Source organism: Bacillus cereus group sp. Bce019 (genome assembly GCF_051781745.1).
Lineage (GTDB): Bacteria > Bacillota > Bacilli > Bacillales > Bacillaceae_G > Bacillus_A > Bacillus_A cereus.
On the sequence record NZ_JBPWJX010000022.1, the window covers coordinates 64,939 to 80,040 of the forward strand.

Consider the following 15,102-nt stretch of genomic DNA (forward strand, 5'->3'; position numbering starts at 1 on the left):
TTAGAGGGGGGATTATGTGCAAGGCATAAAAAGATATTTACAATTTGTTAAACCATATCGGTGGCTTATTGCTATTACAATTATTATTGGACTAGTTAAGTTCGGTATCCCACTTATTATGCCGTGGTTATTAAAGTATATTATCGATGATGTAATTCAAGGCGCTGGCTCACTTCAAGATAAAACATCTCAATTAATAACAGCGATTGGAATTGCTTTCTTTATTTTTGCGGTATTAAGACCACCGATTGAATATTATCGTCAATATTTCGCCCAACGTATCGCAAATACAATACTGTATGATTTGCGGAAGCATATTTTCGGTCACTTACAAAAGTTAAGTTTACGTTATTACTCCAATACAAAAACAGGGGAGATTATTTCGCGTGTCATCCATGATGTAGAACAAACGAAAGATTTTGTAATTACTGGTTTGATGAACGTCTGGTTAGATACTGCAACAATTGCTATTGCTATCATTGTTATGTTTTCTATGAATATAAAATTAACATTTGTTGCGTTATTGATTTTACCTATTTATGTAATTGCAGTGAAATATTTTTTCGGGCGTCTTCGGAAATTGACGAAAGAGCGTTCACAAGCGTTAGCGACGATGCAAGGGTATTTGCATGAACGTATTCAAGGAATGCAAGTGACACGTAGCTTTGCGTTAGAAGAGTATGAGGGGAAGCAGTTTGAAAAAAGAAATAATGAATTTTTAACGAAAGCATTAACCCATACAAGTTGGACGGCAAGAACATTTTCGGCAGTAAATACGTTAACCGATTTAGGTCCGTTACTTGTGATTGGTTTTGCAGCATATGAAGTAATTCAAGGACAGTTAACGCTAGGAACGATGGTAGCTTTTGTTGGATATATGGATAGTTTATATAGTCCGCTTCGCCGCCTTGTTAATTCATCTACAACATTAACACAATCTTTTGCATCGATGGACCGTGTGTTTGAACTGTTAGATGAAAAATACGATATTGTTAATGTGCCAAATGCGGTACAAACGAAAAAATTAAATGGAGAAATTGTATTTGACAATGTTTCTTTTCGTTATAATGTAGATGAAAAAGAGATATTACACAACTTGTCATTAACTATGCAGCCTGGAGAGAAAGTAGCGCTTGTAGGAGCAAGTGGGGGAGGAAAGTCATCTCTTGCTAGTTTGATCCCGCGTTTCTATGATGTTTCTGAAGGCACGGTTTATGTAGATGGCATAGATGTAAGAAAGTATAATATGAGAAATTTGCGTAGTCATATTGGAATTGTACTGCAAGATAATTTATTGTTTAGCGATACAATTGGAGCTAATATTTTATATGGAAATCCGAAGGCTACAGAGAAAGAGGTGATTGCAGCTGCTAAAGCTGCGCAAATTCATGATTTTATTATAGACTTACCAGATGGTTATAATACTGTCGTTGGAGAACGTGGTGTGAAGCTATCGGGCGGGCAAAGACAACGCGTGGCAATTGCACGAGTGTTTCTAAAGAATCCTTCGGTACTTATATTAGATGAAGCAACTTCAGCATTAGATTTAGAAAATGAAAGGTATATTCAAGAGGCGCTTCAGACGTTAGCTGCTGACCGGACAACGATTATAATTGCACATCGATTAGCGACGATTACGCATGTTGATACGATTATTTACATTGAAGACGGTGAGATTAAAGAGACTGGTTCTCATGAAGAGTTAATGCAAAAAAGAGGATTTTATTACAATTTATATCAACTTCAACATATAACAGAAACAGCTCCTTTAGCATAAAAGGAGCTGTTTTTTTATTCGTCTTCTTTTTTATCATCGATTTGGAGTTCTTTTTCTGGTTTATGGTATGTGTAGAAGCTATCTACAAGCAAATCTAAATGCTCTACTTCTTCACTATAGTTAATGATGGAAGAAATAAGAGGGAAGAGATGTAACCATGTTTTATATGCTTCTTCATCGTCTTTATTTTGATATTCCATAAAGATATCAATTAATTCTTGTTTACCTGTTTCAACTTCATCAAGCATTTCAACTGATTGTTGTTTTTTTGCTTTACCAATAAATTTTAATAAAACTTGTTCATGATAATGCGTTAATGAGTCAAGTTCGTTTTGGATAGATTCCTGAAATTCTTCCGGCATATAGCGCAGTTCATTTTCAGTACGGTGTAATGATTTTAACGTACTTAAAGCACGGCTTGTTGTCGCTAACATTTGTCTGAATAAAACGAGCTTACGAATTTTTGCGAACTTTACTTTTTTCGTGTAGCTTCTTTCTTCTTTATACAGCAAATAGTAATGGTTTAGTTTGATCATTTTTTCTTTCATACGATCAATATCAGTTTTTAGCGTTGTAAAATCAGAAGCCTGCCTGCTATTCATTCGAATCCATTTTACAATTTCTTCTGTATTATCAACGATACGATGATAAAGTTTTGTTTCATATTTTGGCGGCATAAATACTAAATTTACAAGTGAAGCCGCAATAATACCAATCATAATCGTCGCAAATCGAAGTAAGGCAAAACTAAAGAAATCTTCGCCTTGATACTCCATAATGGCGATAACTGTTACTAAAGCAATTGATATTGTGTTTTCTAATCGTAATTGTAATGTAAGAGCAATTACTAATATACATGTTAATCCAATAATAAAAGGATTATGTCCAAAAGCAGTAGCAAATGCGATAGCAAATATCGCACCAATTACATTTGCTTGAATTTGTTCAAGTGCTGTTAAATAAGAACGGTATACAGACGGCTGAACAGCAAAGATAGCTGAAATTCCCGCAAATACCGGACTCGGTAATTGAAGTAAAATACAAGCAAATAAAGCTAACGTGATGGCAATACCCGTTTTTAAAATGCGAGCACCAAGTTTCATACCCTTAATAAGATCCTTTCTCTTGTCATAATGAATGTACAACATGATACTATACATTCATTACAATATGTTAGCAAGTGATATTTTAGTGACGTTAAAAGAAATTAGTGTTCATTTTATCCCGCTAATTGTGAGTAGTAAGATTCACGCCTCAAAATTTAGAAGCTGGATGCCGGTAAACGCCCGATTGGTGTAGGCTAATTAAAGTTTCACTTTATAATTTTTCCTAATTCCTTTTAAACATCAGTTTTTAGTAAAAAAACCTGCTGAATTTCAGCAGGTCTCAAATTGTTACTATAGATTACTATGAGAAGCGTACTTCGTCAATTTTTTCTTAATAATGAAAATTACTCATTTTACTCTGTTGAGATAGATGGATCTGCCTGTTCTTTTTTCGGGATAATCTCAAAAAACTTGTTCTGTATATCATCTAATAATGGTGTTAACAAAGCAACTTCCTCATATTGCTCGTGCTCGTTTAGTACACGAATATAGTCTAGCAATAATTCAGTTACATCTTTCAAACCATTTTTACTAATTGTTTGTAATGTAACATTTGCGCCTTTTGCGATTCTTCTTTTTAAGGCCTGTTCTGTTAAGCCTAAGTTTGAATCACGACGCAAATAAACAACACCGCCAGTCATGCCAGCGCAAATCCATGGACCAGGGTCACCTAAAACAAGCGCTCGCCCATTTGTCATATATTCAAAAGCAAAACCTTTAATATTGGAGTATGCACCTATATTTCCTTGCTCTTTTTCACGGAGTGGTTTTGTTATTCTACCTCCAATTATCATGTCTGCCCCAGAAAGGCGAATGCCAGCGCGAGCATCAGCGTTCCCTTGTACGTATAGTGCCCCTTTTTGTGCACCATATCCAAATCCTTTTCCGACAGAACCGTTATAATATACTCCGTCTTTTCCTTTTGATTTCGTTATATAAATCCCACCACCAAAGGAAGTTTTACCAATGCCATCTTGTGCGCCGCCATTTACGTGTATAAATAAATTTTCACTATTGTAAGCACCTAACCCATTTCCGGGAATAGAACCATTCGTATACTTTAATGTAAGTGGTTCAAGTTGAGTAGCTTCATATAGTTTACTGCGAACGCGATAACATGATTCTAGACCACCCATAACGCGTTGCTCTACACCAACGCCTACCAATTCTTTTGAGTCAGCGGAATGAACTGTCTTAAATTGTTTTTCCGATACGCCTTCTGTTGTTGTAACAGATGGATGTTCTATTATTTGTAGTAAATTACGTAAGTTTAATAAATTTTCGCCTCGAACTTGCTCTAATAAATCAGAACGTCCAACAATTGCTTGTAAATTTGTATAACCAAGCTGTCCTGTTAATCGTTTTAGTTCTACACCGAAAGAGGTGAATAAATTTAGCAGGCCAGCAACTGCGCTTTCTAATTCGCGTGGGACGAAGCGGCGTAACCCGTGTTCTTTTGCTTGTGCTTCAGACTCGATTTGTGTCGCAATTCCAACATGGCAAGTATCTAGATGGCACCCACGGCAAGTAGTACAGCCGATTGCAATCATTGATAGTGTGCCAAATCCAATACGGTTTGCTCCGAGGAGCATGATTTTCAAGGCATCATTTACACTTCGAATACCACCATCTGCCCAAATCTCTACTTTATGTCTCATGCTTGCTTCTAATAAAGCGTTGTGAGCGGCTTTAACACCAATTTCTACAGGGAGACCTACATGCTGCAATGCGTGAATACGTGCAGCGCCTGTTCCGCCATCGAATCCGCTAATGTTAATAAAATCAGCGCCAGCTTTGGCGATACCGACAGCAATTGTTCCGATATTAGGAACAACAGGGACTTTCACGGCTACTTTGGCAAGTTGATTAGCTGTTTTAATTTCTGTAATCATTTGAGCTAAATCTTCAATTGAATAAATATCATGGTTATTAGAAGGCGAAATTAAATCTGAGCCGATTGTCGCATTACGTGCTTCAGCGATTTTGGCTGTCACTTTTGAACCAGGTAAATGCCCACCTTCCCCAGGCTTTGCGCCTTGACCGATTTTGATTTCAATTAAGTTTGATGAGTTTAGTAGTTCGGCATTTACTCCAAATCGCCCAGATGCTACTTGTTGTCCACGTGTATGTGGATATTTTCCAATCATATCTTTAATTTCGCCGCCTTCACCGTTCAAGCTAATCATATTTAGCTGATCGGCTGCTTCTGCATATGCGCGAAAGGCAATTTCGTTTTGAGAACCAAATGACATAGAACTAATAATAAATGGTAAATTATGATTTTTGATGCCGATAGATACTTCTTCAGTTGGAACGACATGTTTTGTTTGTTTCGTTTGAACAAGGTGTCTGATTGCGATTGGATTATTCTCTTCTAGTTCACTTAACTTGTCACGGTAATCATCATAAGAATTTCCTTTTGCAACATCGCCGATTGCTTTCCAAATTCGCGGGAATATATGAAATGATTTTCGCATTCTAATTTTAGGATTGTTATAATCCTCTGCTCGTATTTTTGCATCTTCAACAAGTGATTCAAGTGAAAAGGCTAAATCATTTGAACCGAAGAAATTTGTAATCTGTAATATGTTTGCGATTTCTTCATGTAACCCAATAGATGAATAGAGACGTCCGTAACCACGTAACTCATGAATTCCAATTGTTGAAATGACTTTTTCTAATCCTTTATTAAGTGCATTATACAAATTCGTAATTGGTGTTTTTGTTCCATCATTTACAGTCGCGAATAATAAATATGGATTAATACCATCTGCTCCTAATCCATATAGCGTGACAATGTCATGTAAGGAGCGAAGAGCACCAGAACGTATAACGAGAGAACAATTGCGGCGTAATTTATTTTCACTTAATGCTTGATGTACTTTAGCAGTAACTAAATGTGGATCAATCCACAATCGTTCATTTAGATGGGCTTTTGCGTCATCTAATACTAGTAGGGAAGCGCCATTGTTAACAGCAGCTATCGCTTCAGAACTAATGCGGCTTAATGCGCATTGCAGAGTTTCTGACGAGCTGAATGTAGCAGAGATTGTGGCGATAGAGTTATGAGTCTTAAATAGCTCTATGAGTTGTTCGTACGTAATTGTGTGTAATTCCTCTGCAATAGGTTGTGCCACGCTGCCTTCTAAAATAATTGGTGAAAGCATTTCAACTACAAATGGCCGTTTTGCGCCGCTTAATAAACTTGGACGCTCTCCAAGTACAGTACGTGTAGAGAAGTGTTCAATTTCACGGTCACGGTCAATTGCAGGGTTTGTAACAACAGCTACACTTTCTTTAATAAAGTCAGCGATATTTCGTCTATCAGTATCGAGTGCGGCAAGTGGTGAGTCATGCCCAAGTGAGCGTATTGGCTCAACGCCTTTTGTTGCCATCTGTTCAAGAAGTTGAATATGTTCTCGGTCCCATCCGAAAGCGACGTATTCTTTCGTTTCAACTTGAACAGAATCACATAGCCCTTGGATTTTTTTCGTTTCAGGGATAGATAAATTTAAATGGTAATTGGTAGTATCAATTCGCTTTTTAAAACGGTTATATACTTGGATTTGATATTTGTCATATTCATAAAGAACAAGTTCATCTTGTTCATTCCATTTTAATCCGACTTTTTCTCCAGGAGCGAGTGGTTTTGGTTCTGCTACATATTTAGTTGGTGATACAACTCCAGGTTCAGAAGAGAAAATATAAGAGCTCTCTGTCTCTACTTTCCATACTGGGCGTAATCCAAGGGAATCAACGCTGAAAACAGCTTCATCTTTAAAACGGGAAATGATGCCAGCTGGTCCTTGTGCAAAATGTCCCCAAGCTTCACGTATATACGTATATAAATCTTGTAAAGGTGTTTCATAAAGTTTAATTTCATTAATAATTGGTGGGAATAGAATTTCCATTGCTTCAAATAAGCTGTAGCCGTATTGAACAAGTAGGGTTTCTAAGGTGCGGTTTAAATCTTGAGAGTCACTGCCTCCTGCAGTAAGTGGTACATCAATCATTTCAGCTTGATCGCGTAATTTCGCAATTGTGTTAATTTCACCATTATGTCCGAGAATGCTAAATGGTTGTACACGAAAAAAATTAGATAATGTATTAGTAGAGTAGCGGTTATGTCCTAATGTCATAGTTGAAGCGATAAGCGGATGTTGTAAATCACTATAGTAGGCAACAAGCGTATCACCAGCACCTAGAACTTTATATACAACATGATCATGACTTAATGAAGCAACATGAATTGCTTCGTTTTCCTCTATTTTTATTGTGACAGAAAATAATGTTTGCTCAATATTTATAATTTCGTTTTCTGCGATAAGGGCAACTTGCCAAAATAAAGGTTCTTCTTGTTTACCAAGTGGACCGAGCGCATCTGAGTTTGTTGCATCGTCACTTTCGAAAATAATAGTAAAGTTTTTGTTGTTTAATTGCGTACGAATATAATCTTTTAAGGCAGTAATGGTTTCTTTTTTATTTAGAAAAAAATGTCCAACGATAAAGTGGGGATGATCCACAATCGTTGGATTATATCCGCTACTTTTTAGTTTTTCATTCCAAAGTGTTTTTGGTATATCAATGTGAATGCCGATGCCATCGCCCTCGCCATTAATGAAACCAGCTCTATGATTCATTTTGACGAGTGATTGTATGCAAAGGTCAATGTTTTCTTTTGTAGCAATTTTTCGTTTCTCCATAACGGAAACGATTCCACACGCATCATGTTCTGCATTTCTATAATCTCGAAATAAAGACGGTGTCCATGTATTTTTTTTATTGAGCATCCGTCAATCCCCCCTCTTGTAAAAGTTAGAATAATCTTACTATTTAAGGCGCAAATCACCTTGTACACAGAGATAGTAATGCTGTAAAAGAATATAAAACAGATAATTATGAATAATTATACTATTAATACGTAATTTATGAAATAGAAAAAAGGAAAAAAGAAAGGTGAGCTTTCTTTTTTCCTTTTAATGACGGGATTATTTATTGTCTGCTAGGGCAGCAAATGCTCTGCCGACAGCTTCGATTGTATATTCAATATCTTCTTTTGTATGTTCTGTAGTTAAGAACCATGCCTCGTATTTAGAAGGTGCTAAGTTAACTCCTTCTTGAAGCATAAGCTTGAAGAATTTACCGAACATTTCACCGTCTGTATCTTGTGCGGCATCGTAATCTTCAATTGTATTAGTTGTGAAGTATACAGTTAAAGCCCCTTTTAGACGATTTAATGTAATGTCGATATTATGTTTCGCTGCTTGCTCTAAAATTCCTTTTTCAAGCATTGCACCAAGTTCATCTAATTTCTCATAAAGCCCTTCTTGTTGAAGTACTTCTAGACAAGCGATACCTGATGCCATAGAAGCAGGGTTTCCTGCCATTGTACCAGCTTGGTATGCAGGTCCAAGCGGAGCAACTTGTTCCATAATTTCTTTCTTACCACCGTAAGCACCGATTGGTAAGCCACCGCCAATAACTTTACCAAGCGCTGTTAAGTCAGGTGTAACACCAAGTAAGTCTTGAGCACCGCCGTACATAAAGCGGAAAGCAGTAATAACTTCATCATAAATTACTAGTGCGCCAGCTTCGTGAACAAGTTCATTCACTTTTTCAAGGAATCCAGGTTTAGGCTCTACAATACCGAAGTTTCCAACGATCGGTTCTACAAGGATAGCTGCTACTTCATGACCCCATTTATCTAAAGCTTCTTTTAAAGTTTCTACATTGTTAAATGGAACGGTAATAACTTCTTGTGCGATACTTTGTGGTACGCCAGCTGAGTCAGGAGTTCCTAAAGTAGAAGGGCCAGATCCAGCTGCCACAAGTACTAAATCAGAATGACCGTGGTAACAACCAGCAAATTTCATGATTTTTGTGCGACCTGTATAAGCACGAGCAACACGAATCGTTGTCATCACTGCTTCTGTACCAGAGTTTACGAAACGGACTTTATCTAATGCAGGCATTGCTTCTTTTAACATTTTTGCGAATTTTACCTCTAGCGCTGTTGGTGTTCCATAAAGTACCCCATTTTCAGCAGCTGTTGTAATTGCTTTTGTTATATGCGGATGAGCATGTCCAGTAATAATAGGACCGTATGCTGCTAAATAATCGATATATTTATTTCCGTCTACATCCCAGAAATAAGCGCCTTTCCCACGTTCCATAGCAACAGGAGCGCCGCCGCCAACTGCTTTAAAAGAACGAGAAGGACTGTTAACACCGCCAACGATATGCTCTAAAGCTTCTTTATGTAATGCTTCTGACTTTGTGAAATTCACTACAATTCATCTCCTTACAAAAATCTATGTATTATTCTAACATGTTTTTCGAAAAGACGTATTGTTTGTGATAGCGAAGGCAGTTGGGTAAACTATTCGTTGTGACATTTAGGAGGGGGGTCCGATTATGAAATCGGTAATTGAGGTACAAGGGTTACGTAAAGAGTTTACAGCCTATTCAAGTCGTCCGGGCTTAAAGGGTGCATTTCGCGATTTATTAAATCGTAATTATAAAATAGTACCAGCAGTAAATGATGTATCTTTTACTGTAAAGCAAGGTGAAATGGTTGGTTATATCGGTGAGAACGGTGCTGGTAAATCAACAACAATTAAAATGCTTACGGGGATTTTAACTCCGACATCAGGGCAAATCACAGTAAATGGAATGAACCCACATAAACAAAGAGAAGAATTTGTAAGAACAATTGGTGTTGTTTTTGGACAGCGTTCGCAACTTTGGTGGGATATTGCAGTACAAGAATCGTTTCGTTTATTAAAGAAAGTGTATGGTGTATCAGACGCTCAGTATAAGGAGCATATGGAGCACGTAATTGAAACGTTAGATATAGGGCCCTTATTAGATAAACCAGTTCGAAAATTATCTCTTGGTCAAAGGATGCGTTGTGAATTAGCGGCAGCCTTAATTCATAATCCACCGTTATTATTTTTAGATGAGCCAACAATTGGGTTAGATGTACTTGTGAAATTGAAAATACGTGAATTTTTAAAAGAAATGAATGAACGTTATAAAACAACAATTTTATTAACAACACACGATATTACTGATATTGAAGCTTTATGTGAGCGCGTTATCATGCTGGATGAAGGAAATATTATGTATGACGGTTCTTTAAATAATCTTCGTACGCAGTGGGGAGCGGAGAAGGAAATTCACTTTCAGTTTGTTGCACCAGTTTCCTATCAGGCTTTATCAATGGTTATGCCAGATAATCATGTTGTTTGGTCGAAAGCAAAAGAGGAAAATGCATGGGTTGCAAAAATTCCGAATGAAGAAGTTATTATTTCAATGCTTATTTCTAAAGTAGTACAAGCCTTTCAAATTAAAGATTTAAAAATTAACGAAGTGTCTACAGAGGAAATTATTCGTAACATTTATGAAGAGGGTATTACGCATGGGTAAGTATATTGAAATGATTCGAATTCGCTTTTTAATGATGCTTGCGTATCGTACAAATTACTATAGCGGGATTTTAATTTATACGATTAATATCGGTGCTTACTATTTTTTATGGCAAGCAATTTATAGCGGAAAAGAGAATATTGAAAGTTTATCTATTTCGCAAATGACCACGTATATCGCAATCGCGTGGATGGCACGTGCCTTCTATTTTAATAATATAGATAGGGAAATTGCGATGGAGATCCAAGAAGGACGTGTGGCTGTAGAATTAATTCGTCCGTATAACTATTTGGGAATGAAAGTTATGCAAGGTCTTGGCGAGGGAATATTCCGTTTTGCCTTCTTTTCCATTCCAGGCATGGTTATCGTTACGTTATTATTTTCGTTGCAAATTACAACAAATTTTCAAACTTGGTTATATTTCTTCTTATCTTTAATATTTAGTTTTATTATTAATACACAAATTAATTTAATGACGGGAATGCTTACGTTTTTCCTATTTAATAATAGTGGGATTATGTATGCAAAACGCGTTGTTATTGATTTATTTTCAGGTCTATTATTACCAATTAGTTTTTATCCGCTATGGGCCCAAAAAGCAATGATGTTTTTACCGTTTCAGGCTATTAGTTATATTCCAAGTATGATTTTTTCTGAAGGTATACAGGGGAGTAAGTTGTATGAGGCTTTAGTATTTCAAGTGATTTGGGCGATTGTACTTATTATTCCAATTGTACTCATGTGGAGAACGGCGAGAAAACGTCTAATTGTACAAGGGGGATGATGAGATGCTATATATAAACTTATTTTTACAATATGCAAGTCAATATATAAAAACAAAATTGGAGTATCGAGGCGATTTTATCGTTGGTTTACTTTCTGATTTATCGCTTCAAGCAGTTAATTTAATATTTATTCTCGTTGTATTTGGGCATACACAAGCATTGAAGGGATGGAGTCGAGAAGAAGTAATCTTTATTTATGGTTTCTTTTTAGTACCATTTGCCATCTTTTCAGCTTTCTTTAATATATGGGATTTTAATGATCGATACATTATTAAAGGGGAGATGGATCGTGTATTAACGCGGCCGATCCATAGCCTATTTCAAATTATATTAGAAAGAATGGAACTTGAATCTTTAATTGGAGCTATTACAGGGATTGTTGTAATGGGATATGCAGCTGTGGAGTTACAATTATCTTTTTACTGGTATGATTTCTTCTTATTTATATTGATGGTAGGAGGAGGAGCACTTGTATATGGAGGGATATTTGTTACGCTGGCGAGCCTTGGTTTTTGGTCGGATGCGAAAAGTTCAATTATGCCTCTTATGTATAACATAGGTAATTACGGGCGCTATCCTGTTAATATTTATAATCGTGTAATTCGTTTCATTTTAACGTTTGTTTTACCGTTTGCGTTTGTTGGAGTATATCCAGCGGCATACTTTTTAAGAAAAACAGAATGGAATAGTTATGCATTTGCGACGCCAATTGTTGGTGTTATCTGTTTTACGATTGCAATCACCCTCTGGAACCAAGGGGTAAAAAGGTATCGTGGCGCGGGTAATTAATTATAGAAGCTTGTTCGTTTCTAAGGGATAAATCAGTTCTCCACCTCATACATATAAAATGAGGTGGAGGACATGTTATGGGGATTTATTCTATTAATTGCAGCAATCGCTATTTTGAAAAGTGTCCAATTATTATGGAGTTCCTATTCGGATTCAACGCGTTTTTTTTCGCTCTATAATTTGGCCACATTATTTTTAATCTATACAACAGTACTAATCGCATTTGGATTAAGTTACGTTGTATTAGAGGAAATGGGTTTTGCAGTTTTGAAAGAGGACGGAGAAAGTTTGAACGCTCATTCTTTTCAACTCGTCGAAGTTTGTTTATATTTTAGCGCAGTTACTCTATTGTCTGTTGGATATGGTGACATATCTCCGATTGGAATTGGGCGATGGATTGCAATCGCAGAAGCGCTAATTGGATATACACTCCCTTTTGCTTTTGTGATGAGGTCTGTAATAGACAATGAAAAATAAGGAAGCATTTGTTATAGTAAAGGAAAAGAGTAGGAGTGATAACTATGATTACAGTAGGAGAAATGGCACCAGAATTCACATTAGAGGGAAGTAACGGAGAAGAAGTTCGCCTAGCTGATTTCCGCGGTAAAAATGTAGTTCTCTATTTTTATCCGAAAGATATGACGCCAGGATGTACAACTGAAGCATGTGATTTTCGTGATGCGTATGGAGTATTTCAAGAGAAGGATACGGTTATTCTTGGAGTAAGTCCTGATTCAGCGAATAGACATTTGAAATTCATTGAGAAACATGAATTGCCATTTACACTTTTAGTAGATGAAGATCATAAAGTAGCAGAGTTATACGATGTTTGGAAGTTAAAAAAGAACTTTGGGAAAGAGTATATGGGAATCGAGCGTTCTACATTCCTTATTAATAAAGACGGTGAACTTGTAAAAGAGTGGCGTAAAGTGAAAGTGAAAGGACATATTGAGGATGTTCTTTCTTATATAAAATAAATCTACATTGGAGATAAAATATGCAGAAACAAGGCAAGTGTCTATACATATTTTACTGCCTTACATAAAGTGGAAGTGTAGGGCATACCTCCTCAGATGATAGTATTCCAAGTGCGATTATGTCGCACTTTTTTCTATGGAATATATGAAGAAAAAAGGGAAAGATACATAAAAACAAGTCCTGAATATAAAAATAAACTACATACTTATAGTAGAAATATTGACGATTTATAAGAAAAGGAGTACACTCTTTATAAGAATTATAAAATAATAATCCGTATAGAATCGGGGTGCATGACGGTGGTCAAAGAAGAATTAAAAGAAGCGCTAGAAATGCTGAAAAATACGGGTGTACGCATTACTCCACAGCGTCATGCTATTTTAGAGTACCTTGTGGAATCAATGACGCACCCAACAGCGGATGATATTTATAAAGCATTAGAAGGTAAGTTTCCAAATATGAGTGTTGCAACTGTCTATAATAACTTACGTGTGTTTAAAGAGGTTGGACTTGTAAAGGAATTAACTTATGGAGACGCTTCAAGTAGATTTGATTATGTTACAAGTCAACATTATCATGTGATTTGCGAAAAATGTGGTAAGATTGTTGATTTTCCTTATGGAGGCTTGGAAAAGCTGGAAGAGGAAGCTGCGAAAACGACAGGCTTCGTTATCAATAGTCATCGCTTAGAAATTTATGGCGTTTGTCCAGAGTGTCATAAGGCGTAATATATAATAAAGAAAGAGGCTGACGGCTATACGTCAGCCTCTTTCTTTATTATATAAGGATTAGCGTGAGGTTAATCGGGATTTACAGTGCTAAGTTAGTAAGAAGGGTTAGATAAAAGTTTGTCGAATTTACTTTGTATTGGTGGAAATGAATTCTTGGAGGGGACATTTTGAAGAATTATGAGATTAAAAATAACATTCCAACATTGGAAGAATATAAATATTTATGTGATTCTGTGGGATGGACTAACTATATGAACTTTGAGGTGGCGGAAATATCACTTCAAAATTCGATTTACTGTATAACAGTCAAGGATAATAATCAAATCATCGGCATGGGGAGAATTGTTGGTGATGGGGCTATCTATTTCTATATTCAAGATATAGTGGTTCATCCAGATTATCAAAAGAATGGTATTGGAAAGAAAATAATGAATACCTTAGTAGAATACTTAAATGGGAATACTCCAGATAAAGCATTCATTGGTTTGTTTGCGTCGCAAGGTAAAACATCATTCTACGAAAAATATGATTTTAAAGATTATTCGCCTAATATGACAGGGATGTTTACTGTTATTTCGAAAAAATAGGTGTAATAAATTTAATAAAACAATTAAAAAGTTGATTTTTTAAGAAATCAACTTTTTAATGAGTTGAAACGTTTGTAGTGTTGCAAATTCGTATTTCCCTTGATACTTATGATTTATAACTCTTCTTATTATACTTTTCATCAAATTCTTTTCCTTCTAGATCTCGATCTAGTGTTAAAGGTTGATTGCAGTGCATACATGCATCGACACGGCCGAGCATTTTGGTTGGCTTATCACAGCTTGGACAAATAATTTGGATAGTCTTAGTAGATAACATACCAATCCAAAAGTAAACGACAGTGCTAGCGATAACAGCTAAAAAGCCAACCATCATAAACGTTGTCATAATAATAATGTTTTCGCGGAAAAAGACACCTAAGTATGCAATGAAGAGGCCGATAAATACTAAACTTAATGCAAAGGTCCGGATTTTATTGATTTTGTTTGAATACTTAATGCTCATTCTCACCACGCTCCTATACTAATAATATAACATAAAATTTAGAATTTTCACTCTCGTGTAAATTGATAAAGAGGTAAGATATGAAATGAATAGGAGGAAAGCCAAGAATGAATGGATGCTATAATGATTTTTACAGCGGTTTTTAAGTTTTTAACGGGATGTGAAATTTTTTTATAAAAAGTATTGACCCTGTATATACTGCATGATATATTAATAACCGTCGCTGATGCGGAAACGCAGAAAACGACAAAAAAGAAATTAAAAAACTTAGTTGACATTGAAAAATGAAGATGTTAACATAAGGAAGTCGCAAATGAGCGACTAAGTAGTTCTTTGAAAACTGAACGAAACAAACAACGTGAAACGTCAATTTTTATTTTAGATGCTAGACAAACTAACTTTATTGGAGAGTTTGATCCTGGCTCAGGATGAACGCTGGCGGCGTGCCTAATACATGC

General features: G+C 36.1%; 13 protein-coding genes. 9 read left to right on the plus strand and 4 right to left on the minus strand.

What is annotated here, in order from left to right; translation table 11 throughout:
• The first annotated feature begins 16 nt into the window (after positions 1–16).
• Positions 17–1,777 (plus strand): ABC transporter ATP-binding protein, encoded by a 1,761-nt coding sequence (locus ACS2QP_RS23240; RefSeq protein ID WP_001161599.1) that lies wholly within the window; start codon positions 17–19, stop codon positions 1,775–1,777.
• A gap of 14 nt (positions 1,778–1,791) precedes the next feature.
• On the opposite strand, the gene ACS2QP_RS23245 is transcribed toward ACS2QP_RS23240, so the two are convergent.
• On the minus strand, positions 1,792–2,880 hold the full coding sequence (locus ACS2QP_RS23245; RefSeq protein ID WP_000765787.1) for an aromatic acid exporter family protein: 1,089 nt from the start codon (positions 2,878–2,880) through the stop codon (positions 1,792–1,794).
• A gap of 43 nt (positions 2,881–2,923) precedes the next feature.
• Here ACS2QP_RS23245 and ACS2QP_RS23250 point away from each other — a divergent pair, with 43 nt between their 5' ends.
• Positions 2,924–3,076, plus strand: a complete 153-nt coding sequence (locus tag ACS2QP_RS23250) for a hypothetical protein (RefSeq protein ID WP_179877147.1) — start codon at positions 2,924–2,926, stop codon at positions 3,074–3,076.
• Between the two features lie 160 nt (positions 3,077–3,236).
• Here ACS2QP_RS23250 and ACS2QP_RS23255 read toward each other — a convergent pair whose 3' ends face one another.
• Both ACS2QP_RS23255 and hemL read right to left on the minus strand, forming a co-directional pair.
• On the minus strand, positions 3,237–7,673 hold the full coding sequence (locus ACS2QP_RS23255) for a glutamate synthase-related protein (RefSeq protein ID WP_438882896.1): 4,437 nt from the start codon (positions 7,671–7,673) through the stop codon (positions 3,237–3,239).
• A gap of 198 nt (positions 7,674–7,871) precedes the next feature.
• Positions 7,872–9,170, minus strand: a complete 1,299-nt coding sequence (hemL, locus tag ACS2QP_RS23260) for a glutamate-1-semialdehyde-2,1-aminomutase (RefSeq protein ID WP_001011863.1) — start codon at positions 9,168–9,170, stop codon at positions 7,872–7,874.
• Positions 9,171–9,297: 127 nt separating this feature from the next.
• Between hemL and ACS2QP_RS23265 the strand changes: the two genes are divergently transcribed.
• The 7 genes from ACS2QP_RS23265 to ACS2QP_RS23295 all read left to right on the plus strand — a co-directional run bounded on the left by ACS2QP_RS23265 (position 9,298) and on the right by ACS2QP_RS23295 (position 14,181).
• Positions 9,298–10,311 (plus strand): ABC transporter ATP-binding protein, encoded by a 1,014-nt coding sequence (locus tag ACS2QP_RS23265; RefSeq protein WP_000843655.1) that lies wholly within the window; start codon positions 9,298–9,300, stop codon positions 10,309–10,311.
• On the plus strand, positions 10,304–11,095 hold the full coding sequence (locus ACS2QP_RS23270) for an ABC transporter permease (protein ID WP_000521519.1): 792 nt from the start codon (positions 10,304–10,306) through the stop codon (positions 11,093–11,095). The genes ACS2QP_RS23265 and ACS2QP_RS23270 overlap by 8 nt, the downstream gene beginning before the upstream one ends.
• Before the next feature lie 4 nt (positions 11,096–11,099).
• Positions 11,100–11,885: an ABC transporter permease gene (locus ACS2QP_RS23275; RefSeq protein WP_000965773.1), complete on the plus strand. Its 786-nt coding sequence runs from the start codon at positions 11,100–11,102 to the stop codon at positions 11,883–11,885.
• Positions 11,886–11,957: 72 nt separating this feature from the next.
• Positions 11,958–12,362: a potassium channel family protein gene (locus tag ACS2QP_RS23280; RefSeq protein ID WP_000964343.1), complete on the plus strand. Its 405-nt coding sequence runs from the start codon at positions 11,958–11,960 to the stop codon at positions 12,360–12,362.
• A 44-nt stretch (positions 12,363–12,406) separates the two neighbouring features.
• Complete coding sequence (gene bcp, locus ACS2QP_RS23285; protein WP_000633710.1) at positions 12,407–12,862, plus strand: thioredoxin-dependent thiol peroxidase; 456 nt, start codon at positions 12,407–12,409, stop codon at positions 12,860–12,862.
• A 300-nt stretch (positions 12,863–13,162) separates the two neighbouring features.
• The gene (gene perR, locus ACS2QP_RS23290; protein WP_000237829.1) at positions 13,163–13,591 is read left to right on the plus strand and encodes a peroxide-responsive transcriptional repressor PerR; all 429 of its coding nucleotides are present in this window, start codon (positions 13,163–13,165) and stop codon (positions 13,589–13,591) included.
• A 170-nt stretch (positions 13,592–13,761) separates the two neighbouring features.
• Positions 13,762–14,181 carry a GNAT family N-acetyltransferase gene (locus ACS2QP_RS23295; RefSeq protein WP_438882897.1) on the plus strand — a complete coding sequence of 140 codons (420 nt, stop codon included), beginning with the start codon at positions 13,762–13,764 and terminating at the stop codon, positions 14,179–14,181.
• 106 nt (positions 14,182–14,287) lie between these two features.
• Here the strand turns inward: ACS2QP_RS23295 and ACS2QP_RS23300 are convergent, their stop codons facing one another.
• Entirely contained in the window at positions 14,288–14,644 is a 357-nt protein-coding gene (locus ACS2QP_RS23300) for a YgzB family protein (RefSeq protein ID WP_000025058.1), read from the minus strand.
• Positions 14,645–15,102: the final 458 nt, after the last annotated feature.